Below are 16,368 nucleotides of genomic sequence, written 5' to 3'. Positions count from 1 at the left end.
AGGAGCCAGCAGACATGACCGCTCAGCAGCCCAGCCCCATGCCGATCCATCGCTATCAGCCCTTTCAGCCCGTACGCCTGACCGACCGCACGTGGCCCGACCAGGTCATCACCAAGGCGCCCCGCTGGTGCGCGGTCGACCTCCGCGACGGCAACCAGGCCCTGATCGACCCGATGGACTCCCATCGCAAGCTCAAGATGTTCGAGCTGCTCGTACGCATGGGCTACAAGGAGATCGAGGTCGGCTTCCCGGCCGCCTCGCAGACCGACTTCGACTTCATCCGGCAGATCATCGAAGAGGACCGCATCCCCGACGACGTGGTCATCCAGGTGCTGACCCAGGCCAGGCCCGAGCTGATCGAGCGCACCTTCGAGTCCATCGAGGGCGCCAAGCAGGCCATCGTCCACCTGTACAACTCGACCTCCACCCTCCAGCGCCGCGTGGTGTTCGGCCTGGACAAGGAGGGCATCACCGCCATCGCCGTCGAGGGCGCCAAGCTGGTCAAGAAGCTCGCCGACGCGAGCGACGTCGACGTCTACTTCCAGTACTCTCCCGAGTCGTTCACCGGCACCGAGCTCGAGTACGCCGTCGAGGTGTGCGACGCGGTCAACGACGTGTGGCAGCCCACCCCCGACCGCAAGGTGATCATCAACCTGCCGGCCACGGTCGAGATGGCCACTCCCAACGTCTACGCCGACCAGATCGAGTGGATGCACCGCAACCTCAAGCGCCGCGACTCGATCGTCCTGTCCCTCCACCCGCACAACGACCGCGGCAGCGCCGTGGCCGCCGCCGAGCTGGGCTACATGGCGGGCGCCGACCGCATCGAGGGCTGCCTGTTCGGCAACGGCGAGCGCACCGGCAACGTCTGCCTGGTCACCCTGGGCATGAACCTGTTCTCCCAGGGCATCGACCCCGAGATCGACTTCAGTGACATCGACGAGATCCGTCGCATCACCGAATACTGCAACCAGCTGCCCGTGCACCCGCGCCACCCGTGGGGCGGCGAGCTGGTCTACACCGCCTTCTCCGGCTCCCACCAGGACGCCATCAAGAAGGGCTTCGAACACCTCGAGCGCGACGCGGCCGCGGCGGGCGTCCCGGTGGACGACTTCACCTGGGCGGTCCCGTACCTGCCGATCGACCCCAAGGACATCGGCCGCACGTACGAGGCGGTCATCCGCGTCAACAGCCAGTCCGGCAAGGGCGGCGTCGCGTACATCATGAAGGCCGACCACCAGCTCGACCTGCCGCGGCGACTGCAGATCGAGTTCTCCAAGGTCGTGCAGGCCCGCACCGACAGCGAGGGCGGCGAGATCAGCCCTGCCGCGATGTACGAGATCTTCCGCGACGAATACCTCCCCAACCCGGCCAACCGCTGGGGCCGCCTCAGCCTCATGGCCCACCGCCACGAGTCCACGGTGGACGACAAGGACCGCATCAGCGCCGACGTACGGCTCGACGGAGAAATTCGCGAAATCGAGGGCACAGGTAACGGCCCTATCTCGGCTTTCGTCGACGCCATTTCCGGGGCCGGAATTCGGGTGCGTGTTCTGGATTATGTGGAGCACGCGATGAGTGCGGGCAGCGACGCCAAGGCGGCTTCATATTTGGAATGTGAGGTCGACGGTCAGGTATTGTGGGGGGTCGGCGTCGACGCCAACACCACGACGGCCTCCCTCAAGGCCATCATCTCGGCGGTCAACCGCGCTTCCCACCCGTAAGCCCACATACTGGTAACCCGACCGCGCCTCACGATCAAGGACGAGGCGCGGTCGGGTTATTTATTTCGGCGAATTTCTGGGATATTTCGCAATACGTGCGCAAGATATGAGGCGTTGAGATTCTCGTGCGCGCGCACTTCAGGGGCAAGGACATATCGCTTAAGTCCTATCTGCACCTAAGCGACCCGAAGAAGGCCCATGGGCGGCAGTTTGCAAAGCCCGCTTGCGCGCCAAAGACCCGAGCCGATCCATGAGGGAATCCGCACAGCCACGGGCGCGGTATGCAAGAATTGGCCAAGCCGCGGGCCGGACCGGACTGCGAGGAGATCCGTTCGTACCGATTTCCGGCTTGGTGGTCTGATAGCACCTCGAATCGATGTCATCACTTGCGCTGGCGGCATAGGAAAGTCAGGAAACCGTGGCAAGCATCATCGCCGAACTCCTTGATAGGCGTAAGATCTCGAGCTATTTGATCGGTATTGCAGACGTCGAAGCCGAGTGGGATCTCTATAAGGTTAACGCCGGTACGAGCGCGTGGATCACTGTCTGCGACAACGGAATCGCAATCGACGAGGCTCAGAGCGAAAGATGTCTGATCAAATACGAGCTCTGGGACGGACCGCCTCCTCCCTGCGACTCCTGGGACAGGACCTGGTCCGGAAACGTAAGCCTGGCCTCCGGAGTGGTATTCGCCATAAGCGGCTACGCCGGCGACGTGTTTCATGGCGCCGAGTTCGATCTCGGCAGGCGGGACAGCATCTGGCAGGTCAGAATCCATCACAAGCCCCTGGGCTATGAAGAGTTCACGCCGGACCTCGTCAGCTTCACTTTGCTGAAGATACAGTTCTGGCTCCCGCCACTGTAGGCAAAGGTAGGCGAGCTTCCCGTTCAACCTCATCGTCCACCGCGACGAGTCCACGGTGGACGATGAGGGCCGCATCAGCGCCGACGTGCGTCTTGATGGGCATATTCGGGAGATCGAGGGCACGGGGAACGGGCAGGTCGCGGCCTTTATCGACGTGATTGCGGGAGTGGGATCCGGGTGCGCGTCCTGAGTCCCCGGTTATGGGAGTCGGGTTCCTACTTGCCGCGAGTGCACTCGTAGACGTCGCTGTAGCGTTTTTGGGCGATGCGCATGAGCGCGATCAGGTCCTTCATCGCATCCCGCCCCTTGACGACCTGAGACAAGTAAATATCGATCATTCGGTCTTTTCCACCGCACCGGAACTTCGCGCTCACTCGATACGGCTGGTCGTCCAGTGGACTGTTCGACACCCGTGCGGCCATGCCAGTGCCAAGGTCGGCAGGAAGCCTGACTCCGCCGTGCCGCGTGTAGAGGTCACGCCTTCCGTTCATTAGGAAGTTTAGATGCTCCTGGCTCGTCCCGTCCCCCACCTGAAGCCAGCCGACCTCAAGCGGCCGAGGCTTCGTATCGGAGGCCCAGCATTCACCGCTGCTCTCATTGCCGCTTGTTTTTTCAATAAGAGACCCTATCGCACCACTTATCAGGCGAAATGCCTGTTCGGGAACGAGCTTGCAGATATAAGGCGCGGAATCCACGACCATCTGGTGAACTGGGGTTGGTGTGGAGACGATATCGCTGCCCGGAGTGCACGCTCCTGTGAGCAATACGAGTCCAGTCAGAGTCACAGTTAGGAGAGAATGTCTCATTTGCGACCTTCGGAACCGGTCGTGATCTGGAGGCCGAGGTAGTCGTCCACCTCGCTGGTCCTCCGGAAGGTGTTGCCAAAACGATCGAGAAGATCATCGCTTCCTCCTTTTTTCCGAACCCACGCAAGGAATTCGCTGTATTCCTGCGGGCTCATCTCGGTGAAAGGTTTGATCGCCGGCGGTGTTCCTAGCGCGAATATCTGATTCTTCATATTGACATCGTCAAGCAGGCCCTTGTGCAGCATTGCCGTGGCTAGCATCTGCTCTGCCAGCCTCTCCACCGCCAGTCGATTGTCCGCAAGTGTCCGGTGCGTCTCGTCCAAACTCCCCCTGCGTTCGGACATCCGCTGTGCAACCTGGTTGGCGATCTCGCCATACGCGGCTCCGGTGAGCTTGTCGTATCCATTGCCGATCAACTCGCCAAACGCTCCCTTGGCGAGTTGACCAACCTGCTTGGCGCCCGGCACCGGCAGCAACCCGATCGCATCGCCCACCATGGTCTTCAGCGCTTCGTCTGCCTTGTTGTCATCCAGCCCCTGAGCGATCAGCACTTGTCGGCGGATTTCCACGATGTGGCTGATGGGACGTGCCTCCGCCACGGTCCGGTCTGTCAGGAATTGCATGATGTCGGCCTTGTCGACTCGGCCATCCCGGTCGAAATCGAATTCCTTGACGTCGGCTTTCGTGAATCCGAGCTGCTCAGCGTTGGACATGTTCAGACCAACCGGGGGCACAGTGTTGAGTGCCGCCCGCATGTGTTCGGTCTGTGCTGCCACCAGCGCCTCGAAGCCGGCGTCATGTGAGGTGGCGAGCGCCAGAGCGTAGGACATGTCCTCGGCCGAGACCTCGCCGAAGGTCGAATGGTCCAGAAGGAGCCGGGAGAGTTGGTCGATGTTGGCCGCGATCGCGCGGGCAAGTGGATAGCTCAGAGGCGTGTACCGATCGAACACGTCTCGGTCCCTGATCTCCAGGTTGCCGCTGTCGGCTTTGCCGAAGGCACTGCGTACCTCATCTGAGACGATCTTGGTCATCTCCGCGGCCAGCCTCTGGGAGGTCGTGTCCTGGCCGGTCGTCGCGGTCACCAGCATGGCGTTGAACGGTGCGTAGTCGCCCAGATAGCGGGATGCGTCCCACCGAGTAGTCAGCAGATAGTCCAGCACGGATTCCTTCCATCCGGCCGGGGTGTGGTCGAGCAGGGCGTGGGACGCCTCGCGGCTCGACTTTGCCGCGTGGAAAAGGTCGTCCACCACCGACGACGTGCCTTTCGCGTCTGGACTGCCCGCGTATGTTCCCGGTCTCAGCAGGGTGCCGAGGCCGAGTGCGCCGGCCACGTCGACTATGGGAACCTGGGCGCCCGCGAAAATGCGCCCCAACGGGTCCTTCCTTGCCTCCCATTCGGCCTTGCGCTGCTCGTACTCGTAGACGATCACGTCGCGCCCGACGAGCTCCATGAACTCCTTCGAGAACGGCGGCTTCCCGTCGTGGACGCGCCAGATGAGCGCTTGCGCCTGATAGCCCGAGTACGTCGCGTCGCCGGACTTGTGCTCGGCTCGGCCCTCCCTCACCAGGCCCTTGAGGAAGTCGGCACCCACGTACGCGGGGTTCTTCGGATCGGTCCCCTTGGCCAGGGCCGTGCTCAGCATGCGCAGGGCCTTCTGGCCTTGGCCGGAGAGCCGGGCCATGCGGTGGTCGGAGTCGCCGTGGATCTTGGCGTCGCGCAGTTGTGCGGCGAGCGAGCCGGGCAGTTGCGTCACGCCCCGGGCGCCCAGCGCAGCGAGGAACGCCTTGACGAACTCCGCGTCCCCGGTACGCGACGCGTACTTCTCCAGTTCGGCCAGCGCTTTGGCGTCTCCGTCTGCGGCGCTCAACGCGGCGCGACCCGCCAGTGTCCCGTCGAGCAGCCCCTTGGCGGCCTCCAGGCTGTCAGGCATGTCGAGGAAGCTGCCGGCGGGTGTGCTCCTGCCGAAAGTGACCTTCTGCCTCTGCAACTCGTGGACCAGTTTCTGCCGCCGCCGCAGGTCTTCGGCCTGCGTGGTGACCCGTCCGGCCAGCTGCCGCAGCCGCGCCGCCGGAGAGGTGTCCAGCCCGGCGCTCTGCAGTTCGCTGTGCAGGACCTGCGCCAACTCCTCCAGTCGTCCGGCCGCCTCGGCGTGCTTGCTCGTCATCGTGTCGAACTCGGGCTGCTTGACCCCGGTGAACTCCGTCATGGCGTGTCCTGAAGCGAGGCCAGCTTCTGGGTCGCGTTGTGGACGGCCTGCGCGAGCATGTCGCGCAGCTCCCGCTGGTCGGCGTGGACCTGGGCGTCGAACCGGGCACCCGTCGGCCCGACCCACGCGTCGTTCTGCATCAGGCGGCAGGACGGATCGAGCGCCCACCAGTGCTCGTCGGACAGCCGCTGGATCCGCTCCGCCACGGCCCGCATCGCTTGGCGATCGAGGTTGGCCACGATGATCCCCTTGTACGGCTCGCTGCACCAGAACAGATCAGGAGGCGGCGTCCTCCACGTCTTTCACACGGTAATCAACATCACGTCAACAGAACAAGCTGAAACTCGCTGAAAGGTATAGTGCGTTCGACTTTTGTTCGCGAATGGGGCGTTTGTTGGACTGGAGTGCAACTCCGGATTCATCGGAGAAGAAGATGCCGTGCGGAGTTAAGGTTGCGGCCTTCTGGAAATGCGATATTCGACCGGTATTGTCCGATAAGAACCGACCGTGACCTGGGATCTCTTTTCCTCTAGGAGAATGAAACCCGGCTGGTGTTCGTTGAATCTCAACTGAAACGGCCTGGGTGGGACCGGGGTCAGATGGCTGACGAGAACACCGTCACGGACGGGAAGGACGTCGCCGGAGGCAGGCCGAAGCGGGGACCGCAACTGCGCGCGGACTGTGCGCTCGAATAGTGCCCCGCCTGCCCATTGCGGCGGCAGGGGTCGAGCGGACGTTTATGAGCGCCGACGACGGCATCGAGCGGACCAAGCGATACGCCGCGAAGGCCTACACCAACACAGAGCCCACCTGCCGGTCGCGGCGGAAGAAAACGGAGCGGCCCCGTGACGTACGACGCCTCACGCGGCTATCAGGCGGCCACGTTCCCGTCCGGCGGGCACAGCAGCGAGATCAGCAGCACCGTGAACTTCGTCACCGACCAGGGCAGCCGCCGGCCAAGAGCAGTTTGCACCTGGGCCTCCCGCTGCCGGAACACCGGGTGGTCCAGCCGAACGTAGGAGACCCCTTCGACCGACGCCTCCTGATGCAGGTCGCCGAGATCTCCTACGAGTGCGATGCCACCCCCGCAGCGGACGAACTCGTGCAGCGGCCCGAGCCCGTCGCAGACCAGCACCGGCTGGACGGTGAGTCCCTCGATCTGCGCGCCGATGTCGAAGAGCTCACGCTGGCTGGTCCCGGTGGAGGCGAGTGCCAGGGGGTGTTCGCACAACTCCGCCAGCCCGACCTGATCCCGCCCGGCGAGCTCGTGCCCTGGTGGGACGATCGCGACCACCGGAGTCACGACGGCGTACTCCACCCGCACATCATGCTGCGGCCCCATCGCATAGGTGACGGCGACGTCGGCGATCCCTTCGGTCACCCGGCGGGTGGCCTCCTGCCGGGGGACGATGTCGAGGTGGAACGTCACGTCGGGGTGGTCGCGCCGGAAGGCCGCTATCGCCCGTGGGACGATCCGGCGTCCAAACCCCTCCGAACAAGCCACCGTGACGTTGCGGGCGTCGGCTCCGCGCCCGGTCCGCAACTCGTCCACCAGAGCGGACGCCTCAGCCTCGCTGCGGCGGACATGGGCGAGCAGCCGGGACCCGGCCTCGGTCAGCGTCATCCCGCGCGGATGCCGGACGAACAAGGGCACCCCGCACCCTGACTCCAGCTTGGTGATCTGCCTGCTGATCGCGGAAGGCGCGACGGTCAGCGAACGGGCCGCCTCGGTCACCGATCCTGCCCGCGCGACCTCGAGGAAGTACGAGAGGCCCACCGGCAGGAGTTGCATCGGAACACCATCCAGTCATGGTTCGGACCCAGGTTTGCCAATAATAGAACGCCGAATGCGGCAAACGGCAATGGTCCCGGCCTCTGAACCGTCCTACGCTGCTGACCAGCGCGGCGCCCAGACTCCCCGGAGGAACCTCTCGTGATCCCAGCAGACCTCATCGAACAGGCGGAGGAGTACGTCGATTCCGGCGCCTTCTTCGCCGAGCTCGCCACGATGGTCTCCTATCCCACGGAGAGCGCCAAGCCGGAGAGCCGTGTTGCCGTCAAGGCATACCTCGACGAGATTCTGGCACCCGCGCTGACCGGGCTCGGGTGCTCCGTGACCGAGTACCCCAACCCCGAACCCGGCGGGGGTCCGTTCCTGGTCGGCACCCGGGTCGAGTCACCCTCGCTGCCGACGCTCCTCTGCTACGGCCACGCCGATGTGGTGGACGGCCAAGCCGGCCGGTGGAGCGGTGGCCGTGACCCGTGGACGCTGACCGGTGACGGCGACCGTTGGTACGGCCGCGGATCGGCCGACAACAAGGGGCAGCATCTGGTCAACCTCGTGGCGCTGCGCATGCTGCTCGCCCGGCACGGCAGGCTCGGGTTCAACCTGATCTTCCTGTTCGAGTCAGGAGAGGAGGTCGGCTCGCCAGGGCTGGCCGAGTTCGCCGCCGCGCACAGTGAGGCGCTGCGGGCGGACGTCCTGATCGCCTCGGACGGCCCGCGCTTGGACGCGGCGACGCCCACGCTGTTCCTCGGGTCACGTGGAGGCGTCGACATCCAGCTCGAGGTCGATCTGCGTCCCAACACCTATCACTCCGGGAACTGGGGCGGCGTCCTCCGCAACCCCGCCACCACCCTCGCCGGCGCGATCGCGAGCTGCGTTGACGGGCACGGACGCATCCGGGTGTCCGCTCTGCTGCCGCCGGAGCTCCCGGACGCGCTCCGCGAGGTGCTGGCCGGCGTCGCCGTCGCGAACAGCCCCGGCGACCCGGTCCCCGACGAAGGCTGGGGTGAGACCGGGCTGACCGCTGCCGAGCGGCTGTACGGCTGGAACACGCTGGAGGTCCTGGCGCTGGGGTCGGCTGACGTCGACAACCCCGTCAACGCCATCCCCGGACGCGCCCGTGCGATGCTGCAGCTACGGTACGTGGCCGGGACCGATGTGAGCGGCGCGGAGAAGGCCATCACCGAGCATCTGGCCGCCCACGGCTACCCGATGGTCCGCGTCAGCGTCTTGCGCCACTTCCCCGCCGGCCGTACGGCACTCGACGACCCGTGGACGCGGTGGGCCAAGGGGTCGCTGGAGCAGGTGAGCGGCAAGCCTGTCGCCGTGCTGCCGAACATCGGCGGCTCCCTGCCCAACTACGTCTTCACCGACATCCTCGGCCTGCCGACCCTGTGGCTGCCGCATTCATACCCGGGCTGCCTCCAGCACGCGCCGGACGAGCACATGCTCGGCACGATCGCCCGTGAGGGCGTCGTGCTGGCCGCCGCGCTGTTCCACGCTCTCGGCAACCCTTCGGCCGACAACCCTCTCCCCGCCCGCCGCCCGGCCTGACGACGTCAGCCGGCGCTCCCACCGGAAGGACCCTCGATGGCCGTCGCCTCGACAGATTCCGCTCAGCCCGCGGACCGCCCGGCGGTGCCCGCGAGGCGTGGATCCGCCAGACGCGCGATCGCGGCGGCGACCATCGGCAACGCGCTCGAGTGGTTCGACCTCGCCGTGTACGCGCTGATGGCGGCCTATATCGGGCAGGTGTTCTTCCCCGACGGCGCACCGGGCGTCCAGCTGGTGCAGGCGTACGCGGTGTTCGGCGTGACGTACCTGATCCGTCCGCTCGGAGGGCTGTTGATCGGCGCGTACGCCGACCGGCACGGCCGCAAGAAGGCTCTGGTGCTGACGATCTGGCTGATGGTGCTCGGCACCTTTCTGATCGTGATCATGCCCGGCTACGCGACGCTGGGACTCCTCGCACCGCTGGGGATCGTGGTCGCGCGACTGATCCAGGGGTTCGCGGCCGGCGGTGAGTTCGGCGCCGCCACCTCGTTCCTGGTCGAGCAGGACGACAGCCGCAAGGGCTTCCTCGGCAGCTTCCAGTTCGCCAGCCAGGGGCTCGCGACTCTGATGTCCTCCGGGTTCGCCGCAGGTCTGACGGCGGTGCTGTCCGATGAGCAGATGGCGTCCTGGGGCTGGCGGGTGCCGTTCCTGTTCGGTCTGCTGGTCCTTCCGGTAGGCCTCTACATTCGCAGGTACGTACAGGAGCCGCCGGCGATCACACGGGCACCGGAGACGGAGGAGGGGCGTTCCTCGCCGATCTGGTCGGTGTTCCGTGACCATTGGGGCGGCCTGCTGATCGCCGGTGGCGCGCTGGTCATCTCGACCGCACTCAACTTCATCCTGCAGTACATGCCGACCTTCGGGATCGAAGAGCTGGGCCTGAACGATTCGTTGTCATTCGTCGCGCTGCTCATCACCGGTGTCACCCTGACCGTGGCAACTCCGGTCGTCGGCCTGCTGGCCGATCGGTTCGGCCGACTGAAGATCATGATTCCGGCCGCGGTGCTGATCGGCGGGAGCGTCGTCCCGCTGTTCCTCTGGCTCACCGCGTCGCCGTCGTTCCTGACCCTGACGCTCTGCATGACGATGCTGGGCCTGCTGAAGGCCGCCTACTTCGGCGCGCTGCCGTCGGTGATGGCCGACGCGTTCCCCGTGCACGCCCGCGCGACCGGCCTGTCGTTCAGCTACAACACGGCGGTGGCGATCTTCGGCGGGTTCACTCCCGCGATCGCCGCGGCGCTCGTCTCGGGAACCGGCTCGCAGGCGTCGCCGGCCTACTATCTGCTGGCCGTCTCCTTCCTGAGCGTCGCCGCACTGGCATGTGGGTACCGGTCCCGCGGTATCCGTTGAGGGCTGGGAGCGTCTTGACCATGAGGTCAGCGCCCGCCTTTCCTGCCGTGACCGGAGCGGCGGCCGCGCGCCCCCGGCCGAGGTCCTGCCACGAAGCGGAGCGGGTGGGAGCGGGTACGCAGCGGCTCTGCCACGAGCCTGCGTAGCTCGTCCATGCCGACCGTGGCCGGATGGCCGGATGTCGGCGGACAGGCCGCGGTCGTCGGCCCAGTCCAGGCAGCGGCGGATCATCAGGTCCTTGGCCGCCTCGAACTCCTCTTCCTGGTCCGGCGCGGAAGAGGTACACGCGGGGGTGAGCCGGCCCATCACGGTCCGCGTACGGCGTCGTAGCCGGATTGAGGACTAAGGAGAAACAGACGTGGCCGTCCCGTCCAGACCGAGCTTGAGCATCGGCGCGACGGTCCCGCCGAAATGCGCTCGTGCCTGCGCCGTCTCCGCATGCCGGAGATCTGTACCCTGCTGTGCTCGGTAGTTGGCGAAGCTCACCACGTGGAGGTCGGGCAGCACCAGCCAGGCATAGGCCTGATCAGGTTCGGCAGCAGGGTTCTGGATCACCAGCCCGGAGCCGTTGAGCGGCTCGTACGGGCCCGTCAAGCTGGGCGCGGCGAATCCGTAGAGCCCGGTGGGCGCGCGATCGGCCGGGTGGAAGGTGTGGCGCTGGGTGGTGAAGAAGAGGTAGTACCACGACTGGTGGACGATGACGTGCGGCCGTTCCAGTTCATGGTTGATGCCCTTGGCCACGAGGAGCGGCGGGAGCAGCGACCAGCTGCCGGCCCGTGGCTCGGCTGCCAGGGCGATGGCGCCGGTGAAGCCGTCGTCCCAGGCGGTGGACGCGGCGATGAGCAGGTAGTCACGCCCGTCGGCCGGGTCGCGGAACCAGCCGGGGTCGCGGAAGGCCCTGATGTTCCCCGGCGACCCGTCGGCTTCTTCGACCGGCAGGTACATCCGGCCGTCGGAGCGGAGGATCTCCCGATGCCCGGCGTTCTCGTGCAGCAGGATCCGGTCGCCGTCGGCTTGCAGGCTGAGGCGCGTCTCGACGACGCTCTGCCGGAACGTAGGGCGTGTTTCGCCTCGCCGGCCGGCGGCCGTGTAGAACACGGACACCGTGCCGTCGGACCGGCGGACCGCTGATCCCGACCACTCGCGACTGCCGGGTGAGGCGTTGTCGGCGAAGGCGTGCCCCAGGTCCCGCCATCCGTCGCCGTTCCTCGCGAGCAGGCGGATCCGGGCCTGGTCGTGGCGCTCCTCGGGGTGGCCGAGGGCGGGAGCCGACAGCGCCATCCACACTTCGTGGCCGCCGATCAGCGCCGCCGGGCCGCTCTCGTCCTGGACCGGCCACAGGTCCCAGAGATCGTGGTCCGGCAGGATGCGAGGTACGGCCGTGGGATCGAAGACGGGCGCCGTGGTCGCGATGTCGTCGACGAGCAAATCGAGGTGCCGGCTGGTCCAGAGCGCCGGTCGGCGAGTGGTCATGCGCCGCCCCGCCCGCGGCGCCTGCCGTCGGCATGCCCTGGGAACGGGCCGGATCCGCTCACCGGGTTGCGTGCGGCGCCTGGCCGTCTTCCTGGGGCCATGAACAACCTCTGCTTCCGCTCGTAGGAGGTGATGTGCATACCGGCCCGACCTTGGGCGGGGCCGGCCGGGGGCGCGGCGTTCGTCGCCGTCAGCCCTTCAGGGAGCCCTGGAGCAGGGCCTTGACGAAGTGCCGCTGGAAGATGAGGAAGATCGCCAGCGTGGGGGCCAGGATCAGCAGCGATCCGGCGCACAGCAGCGGGATGTCGGTGCCCCACTGGCCCTGGAAGGCGCCCAGGGCGCCGGACATCGTGCGCTTGGCGGGGTCGTCGACGAGGACGATGGCCAATAGGAACTGGTTCCAGGTCCACAGGAACAGCAGGATGCCCAGGGACGAGATCGCCGGCATGGCGAGGGGGATGTGGATGCGCCGGAACAACTGCCACACGTTGGCGCCGTCCATCCGGGCGCTCTCCGACAGTTCCCCGGGCATGTTGACGAAGTGCGCGCGCATCCAGAAGACAGAGAACGGCATGAACAGGCCGATGAGCGGCAGGATGATCGCCCAGCGCGTGTTCAGCAGTCCCATGTCGCGGATCTGGTAGTACAGCGGCGTGATGACGCCCTCGAAGGGGAGGGTCAGGCCGAGCACGAACAGCAGGAAGACCACGCGGCCGCCGATCACGCGCAGGTGGCCGATGGCGAAGCCGGCCATCGTGCCGAGCAGGATCGAGATCGGTACCACGCCCAGCACGATGAGGACGCTCGACTTCAGCAGCTCACCCATGTTCGCGGCCTGGAAGGCCTTGAGGAAGTTGCCCCACTGCGGGTCGTCGGGCCAGGCCAGTCCGGCCGGATAGGTGCCGGAGGGGTGCAGCGCGGTGACGAGCAGGCTGAGGAACGGCAGGAGCGTGACCGCCATCATGACGAAGAGCAGCAGCCTGCCGGTCCAGGACTCCCGCAAGGCGAGGATCATCGGTTGCCGTCCTTTGCGAACCACTGGATGGGAAGGGCGCAGGCGATCACGAGGACCATGAGCACCATGGCCAGGGCCGAGGCCGTCCCCACCTCGCGTTCGGAGAAGGCCAGGTAGAAGATCTGCAGGCCGGGCACCATGGTCGTGTTGCCCGGGCCGCCCTGGGTGGAGATGTAGATGATGTCGAAGCTCGCCAGGGCCGCGATCACGGTCACAGTGACGCAGACGGCGATCTCCTGACGCAAGCTGGGGACCGTGATGGAGACGAACTCCCGCCACGGCCCGGCGCCGTCGAGCCGGGCGGCCTCGTACAGCGCCGGGTCGATCTTGCTCATGCCGGCCAGGAGCAGCAGCGTGCACAGGCCGAGCAGCACCCACGCACCGATCATGCCGACCGCCGGCAGGGCGGTGGCGAAATCGCCCAGCCAGGCGCGGGTCACGCCGCCCAGGCCGATGAGCCTGAGCAGCTGATTGATCACTCCGGTGGAGGCCAGCAGCCAGCTCCACGCGATGCCGGCGGCCACCAGTGGGATGACTTGGGGCAGGAAGATCACGACGCGCGCCACAAGGGCGAGGCGGCTCTGGGCGATGCGTCGGATCGTGGCGGCGATCGCCAGGCCGAGCAGGACCGGGATCGCGCTGAAGAAGGCGATCAGCTGAACGGCGTTGACGAGCGAGGCGAACAGGTCGGGGTCGGTGAAGACCTCGCCGTAATTGGCCGCCCCCACCCACGTGGAGGGCCCGATGCCGTCCCACTCGTACAGCGAGTACTGGAACGTCAGGGCGATCGGGCGCAGGACGAATACCGCGTAGAAGGCGAGCGCCGGAATGATGAACAGCCAGCCGACCAAGCCGCGGGTGCCGCGCAGTTTGGTGGTGGCCGGCAGCCGGTGCGCGGACCGGGCGGCGCGTGGCCGGGCCATCAACTTGCTCAGTTCCCTTCGAGCTGGCCGGCGTAGTCGGCCTGGACCGCCTTGAGCAACCCTTGCGGCGTCTGCTCCCCGGCCACCAGCTTCTGCAGGTTCGGGGTCCAGCTCTTGGCGTAGATGGCGCCGGTGGCGTTGGCGATGAAGTCCATCGCGCCGTTGTCCTTGGCGATGTCCGCTCCGGCTGCGAGCGTGCCGGCGGTGACCTTGTCCGCGGCCACCTCAGGCATGTACGCGTCGGCAGGCCCCATGGGATGCGATCCGCCGACCTCGACGCCGATCTCGCGGGCCCGTTTGTCGGTGGCCACCCAGTTGAGGAAGAAGGCGGCGCAGTCGGCGTTCTTCGCGTTCGCGGCGATTCCGAAGGTGAGGGGCGCCGACATGGCGGCCAGCTTGCCGCCCTGCTGCGCGGGCGGCATCAGAGTGAAGCCGACGTTGCCCGGCATCTGCTTGTCGAGGTTGCCCGACTCCCAGTCGCCGTTGAACATGAACAGGCCCTGACCGTCGATGAAGCGGCTCATCATCGTCGCGTAGTCGACCGCGTTGACGTCCTTCTGGAAGTATCCGGCCTTGATCCACTTCTCCAGGTGCTGGGCGGCCTGCAGGTTCGACGGGGTGTCGATCGTGGCCCCGGGCTTCTGGAAGACCCAGTCGTTGATCGGGGCCGCCGGGCCGTAGGAGGCCATGAGGTTCTGCAGCGGGAACGCCAGCCCGCCGGTGGCTCCACCGTTGAACTGCAGGATCGGTGTGATGCCCGCGCTTTTGGCCTTTGCGAGGACCGCGTCTAGCTCACCCAGCGTGGCGGGCGGCGCGGACATCCCGATCCGCGTGGCGAGCTTCTTGTTGTAGAAGACGCCGGTCATGCTGAAGTTGAGCCCTAGGGCGTACAGGGAGCCCTGTCCGCGTGGTCGCCCGCCCGGGCCCATCCGCAGCTGCTCAAGCTGCGAGGCCGGCCACTTGTCCCAGCCGAACGCTTTCGCGTAGCCGTCCAGGTTCTTCAGCAGGTTGTCCTTGACCAGCTCGGAGACCTGCGGCAGGCGCATCAGGTCGGGCGGGTTGTCCGCCAGCACCCGCGGGGCGTTCTGGGTGATCACCGCGAACTGGTCCTCGCGGATGTTCCACGTGACGTTCGGGTGCTGCTTGGTGAACTCGGTGGTAAGCGCCTTGGGCAAGGGGAAACCGGTCTCGAAGTAGCCGTTCATGCTGATCGGCGCCGATCCGCAGGTGGGCGCCGCGGACACCGACGACGTGCCGGTGGTCTGGGGCTGCGGCCTGTTGCTGCCGGGAGCCGCGCAGGCTGCGGCCAGCGTCCCCATGGCGATCACAAGTGCGGCCCCGGACCTGCCGGGGCGGACTCGACGAGCCATGTGCATCTCCTCTGCTGCCTGGGACGATCGGCACCGCGCTGATGTCCCGACTCCGTTGCTAAATCGGGTTAGCGCCGATAGTCTCACCGTGCGCGTCGTACGATGTCAACCCTCCGTAACACACTCTTGACGATCGGAGGTTCTGGGTGAGCCCACGACGGGTCACGCTGGCCGACGTGGCCAAAGCTGCGGGCGTCTCCCGCACGACCGCCTCACTGGTGCTGTCGGGCCGTGGGCGTGAGCTGCGGATCTCTCAGGACGTCGAGCAGCGTGTCCTGCGCGCCGCCGACGAGTTGCAGTACCGGCCCAACATCGTCTCCGTGGGCCTGCGTACGGGCACCTCCCGGACGATCGGGTTCGTCTCCGACACCGTCGCCACCTCCCGGCTGGCCGGTGACATGATCAAGGGTGCGCTCGAGGCCGCTCGCGAGCGTGGCTTCATGCTGTTCATCGGCGAGACGGAGGGAGACGCCGAGCTCGAACGACTCCTGCTGCAGGCCATGCATGACCGGCAGGTGGACGGGCTCATCCTGGCCTCGATGTTCACCAGGACCATCAAGGTGCCCAAGTCCATGACGGCAGTCCCCGCCGTTCTGCTCAACGCGCTGCCCGACCAGCCCACTCCCCTGCCCGCAGTCCTCCCCGACGAGGTGGAGGCCGGCCGCCGCGCGGCCCGCGTCCTGCTCGAGGCCGGCCATCGCGACGGCATCTACCTGATCGGCGCCGGCCCTGGAGTGCGCGACGTGCCCCGGGAGAGCGTCGCGGCGGTGGAACGGCTCGTCGGCATCCGAGAGGCGCTCGGCGAGGCAGGCCTCAAGGTGGCGGGCGGTCGCACCTGCCCCGACTGGCAACCGGAATACGGCCTCGCCGCCACGCGGGACCTCCTGGAGACTGCGCGGCCGCGGGCGCTGATCTGCTTCAACGACCGGATCGCCATGGGCGCTTACCAGGCACTCGACGATGCCGGACTCAACGTTCCCGACGACGTGTCCGTCGTCTCCTTCGACGACCACCCCATCGCCTCGTGGATCCGGCCCAGGCTGACGACCGTGGCCCTGCCGCACTACGAACTCGGCCGCAAGGCCGTCGACGTGCTGTTCAACGAGATCGGCGGCGACCGCGCAGATGCTGATCGGTCGGGCGAAGTGCACCGGGTGCCCATGCCCCTGCGCAGGCGCGAGTCCATCGCCCCACCGCCTGCTCCGCTGTCCGGCTGAACGCTGCCGGGGCCGCGTCTTCGGTGTACCGGCACCGGTCCCACTCGGCCGGCAGGGCGGCACGGGCGGTGGACGACA

Annotated in this window: 13 protein-coding genes; 5 read left to right on the top strand and 8 right to left on the bottom strand. The window is 66.8% G+C overall.

Annotation, left to right across the window (positions count from 1 at the left end):
* Window positions 1-14: 14 nt before the first annotated feature.
* Together leuA and AB0H84_RS22795 are read left to right on the top strand one after the other, a co-directional pair.
* The gene (gene leuA, locus AB0H84_RS22800) at window positions 15-1,724 is read left to right on the top strand and encodes a 2-isopropylmalate synthase (protein WP_357607382.1); all 1,710 of its coding nucleotides are present in this window, start codon (window positions 15-17) and stop codon (window positions 1,722-1,724) included.
* Between the two features lie 418 nt (window positions 1,725-2,142).
* A complete protein-coding gene (locus AB0H84_RS22795) occupies window positions 2,143-2,589 on the top strand; it encodes a hypothetical protein (protein WP_357607379.1) in 447 nt (148 codons plus the stop codon).
* A 215-nt stretch (window positions 2,590-2,804) separates the two neighbouring features.
* On the opposite strand, the gene AB0H84_RS22790 is transcribed toward AB0H84_RS22795, so the two are convergent.
* From AB0H84_RS22790 to AB0H84_RS22775, 4 genes are all read right to left on the bottom strand, one after another.
* Window positions 2,805-3,290 (bottom strand): hypothetical protein, encoded by a 486-nt coding sequence (locus tag AB0H84_RS22790; RefSeq protein ID WP_357607376.1) that lies wholly within the window; start codon window positions 3,288-3,290, stop codon window positions 2,805-2,807.
* A gap of 101 nt (window positions 3,291-3,391) precedes the next feature.
* Window positions 3,392-5,602, bottom strand: a complete 2,211-nt coding sequence (locus AB0H84_RS22785) for a hypothetical protein (protein ID WP_357607373.1) — start codon at window positions 5,600-5,602, stop codon at window positions 3,392-3,394.
* Window positions 5,599-5,841: a hypothetical protein gene (locus tag AB0H84_RS22780; RefSeq protein WP_357607370.1), complete on the bottom strand. Its 243-nt coding sequence runs from the start codon at window positions 5,839-5,841 to the stop codon at window positions 5,599-5,601. The genes AB0H84_RS22785 and AB0H84_RS22780 overlap by 4 nt, the downstream gene beginning before the upstream one ends.
* A 632-nt stretch (window positions 5,842-6,473) precedes the next feature.
* Window positions 6,474-7,394 carry a LysR family transcriptional regulator gene (locus tag AB0H84_RS22775; RefSeq protein ID WP_357607367.1) on the bottom strand — a complete coding sequence of 307 codons (921 nt, stop codon included), beginning with the start codon at window positions 7,392-7,394 and terminating at the stop codon, window positions 6,474-6,476.
* Between the two features lie 141 nt (window positions 7,395-7,535).
* Between AB0H84_RS22775 and AB0H84_RS22770 the strand changes: the two genes are divergently transcribed.
* Window positions 7,536-8,942: a M20 family metallopeptidase gene (locus AB0H84_RS22770; RefSeq protein WP_357607364.1), complete on the top strand. Its 1,407-nt coding sequence runs from the start codon at window positions 7,536-7,538 to the stop codon at window positions 8,940-8,942.
* Between the two features lie 36 nt (window positions 8,943-8,978).
* Window positions 8,979-10,292 carry an MFS transporter gene (locus tag AB0H84_RS22765; protein ID WP_357607361.1) on the top strand — a complete coding sequence of 438 codons (1,314 nt, stop codon included), beginning with the start codon at window positions 8,979-8,981 and terminating at the stop codon, window positions 10,290-10,292.
* A gap of 342 nt (window positions 10,293-10,634) precedes the next feature.
* Here AB0H84_RS22765 and AB0H84_RS22760 read toward each other — a convergent pair whose 3' ends face one another.
* The 4 genes from AB0H84_RS22760 to AB0H84_RS22745 form a co-directional block, all read right to left on the bottom strand.
* Complete coding sequence (locus tag AB0H84_RS22760) at window positions 10,635-11,765, bottom strand: glycoside hydrolase family 68 protein (protein WP_357607359.1); 1,131 nt, start codon at window positions 11,763-11,765, stop codon at window positions 10,635-10,637.
* Between the two features lie 190 nt (window positions 11,766-11,955).
* Window positions 11,956-12,780 carry a carbohydrate ABC transporter permease gene (locus AB0H84_RS22755; RefSeq protein WP_357607355.1) on the bottom strand — a complete coding sequence of 275 codons (825 nt, stop codon included), beginning with the start codon at window positions 12,778-12,780 and terminating at the stop codon, window positions 11,956-11,958.
* Entirely contained in the window at window positions 12,777-13,703 is a 927-nt protein-coding gene (locus AB0H84_RS22750; protein ID WP_357607352.1) for a sugar ABC transporter permease, read from the bottom strand. The genes AB0H84_RS22755 and AB0H84_RS22750 overlap by 4 nt, the downstream gene beginning before the upstream one ends.
* 8 nt (window positions 13,704-13,711) lie before the next feature.
* A complete protein-coding gene (locus AB0H84_RS22745; protein WP_357607349.1) occupies window positions 13,712-15,073 on the bottom strand; it encodes a hypothetical protein in 1,362 nt (453 codons plus the stop codon).
* 146 nt (window positions 15,074-15,219) lie between these two features.
* On the opposite strand from AB0H84_RS22745, the gene AB0H84_RS22740 reads away from it, so the two are divergent.
* Window positions 15,220-16,290 carry a LacI family DNA-binding transcriptional regulator gene (locus AB0H84_RS22740; protein ID WP_357607346.1) on the top strand — a complete coding sequence of 357 codons (1,071 nt, stop codon included), beginning with the start codon at window positions 15,220-15,222 and terminating at the stop codon, window positions 16,288-16,290.
* Window positions 16,291-16,368: the final 78 nt, after the last annotated feature.

This window comes from Nonomuraea sp. NPDC050786 (assembly GCF_040654115.1).
Classification (GTDB): domain Bacteria; phylum Actinomycetota; class Actinomycetes; order Streptosporangiales; family Streptosporangiaceae; genus Nonomuraea.
The sequence above is the reverse complement of the archived record's forward strand: the minus strand, read 5'-3'. Positions and strand labels throughout refer to the sequence as shown.

What these genes read in the sequence shown, in the direction of transcription:
- AB0H84_RS22785 (WP_357607373.1), bottom strand. Translation starts at nt 5,602, where the DNA reads ATGACGGAGTTCACCGGGGTCAAGCAGCCCGAGTTCGACACGATGACG.
- AB0H84_RS22760 (WP_357607359.1), bottom strand. Translation starts at nt 11,765, where the DNA reads ATGACCACTCGCCGACCGGCGCTCTGGACCAGCCGGCACCTCGATTTG.
- AB0H84_RS22790 (WP_357607376.1), bottom strand. Translation starts at nt 3,290, where the DNA reads ATGGTCGTGGATTCCGCGCCTTATATCTGCAAGCTCGTTCCCGAACAG.
- AB0H84_RS22765 (WP_357607361.1), top strand. Translation starts at nt 8,979, where the DNA reads ATGGCCGTCGCCTCGACAGATTCCGCTCAGCCCGCGGACCGCCCGGCG.
- leuA (WP_357607382.1), top strand. Translation starts at nt 15, where the DNA reads ATGACCGCTCAGCAGCCCAGCCCCATGCCGATCCATCGCTATCAGCCC.
- AB0H84_RS22750 (WP_357607352.1), bottom strand. Translation starts at nt 13,703, where the DNA reads ATGGCCCGGCCACGCGCCGCCCGGTCCGCGCACCGGCTGCCGGCCACC.
- AB0H84_RS22755 (WP_357607355.1), bottom strand. Translation starts at nt 12,780, where the DNA reads ATGATCCTCGCCTTGCGGGAGTCCTGGACCGGCAGGCTGCTGCTCTTC.
- AB0H84_RS22775 (WP_357607367.1), bottom strand. Translation starts at nt 7,394, where the DNA reads ATGCAACTCCTGCCGGTGGGCCTCTCGTACTTCCTCGAGGTCGCGCGG.
- AB0H84_RS22745 (WP_357607349.1), bottom strand. Translation starts at nt 15,073, where the DNA reads ATGGCTCGTCGAGTCCGCCCCGGCAGGTCCGGGGCCGCACTTGTGATC.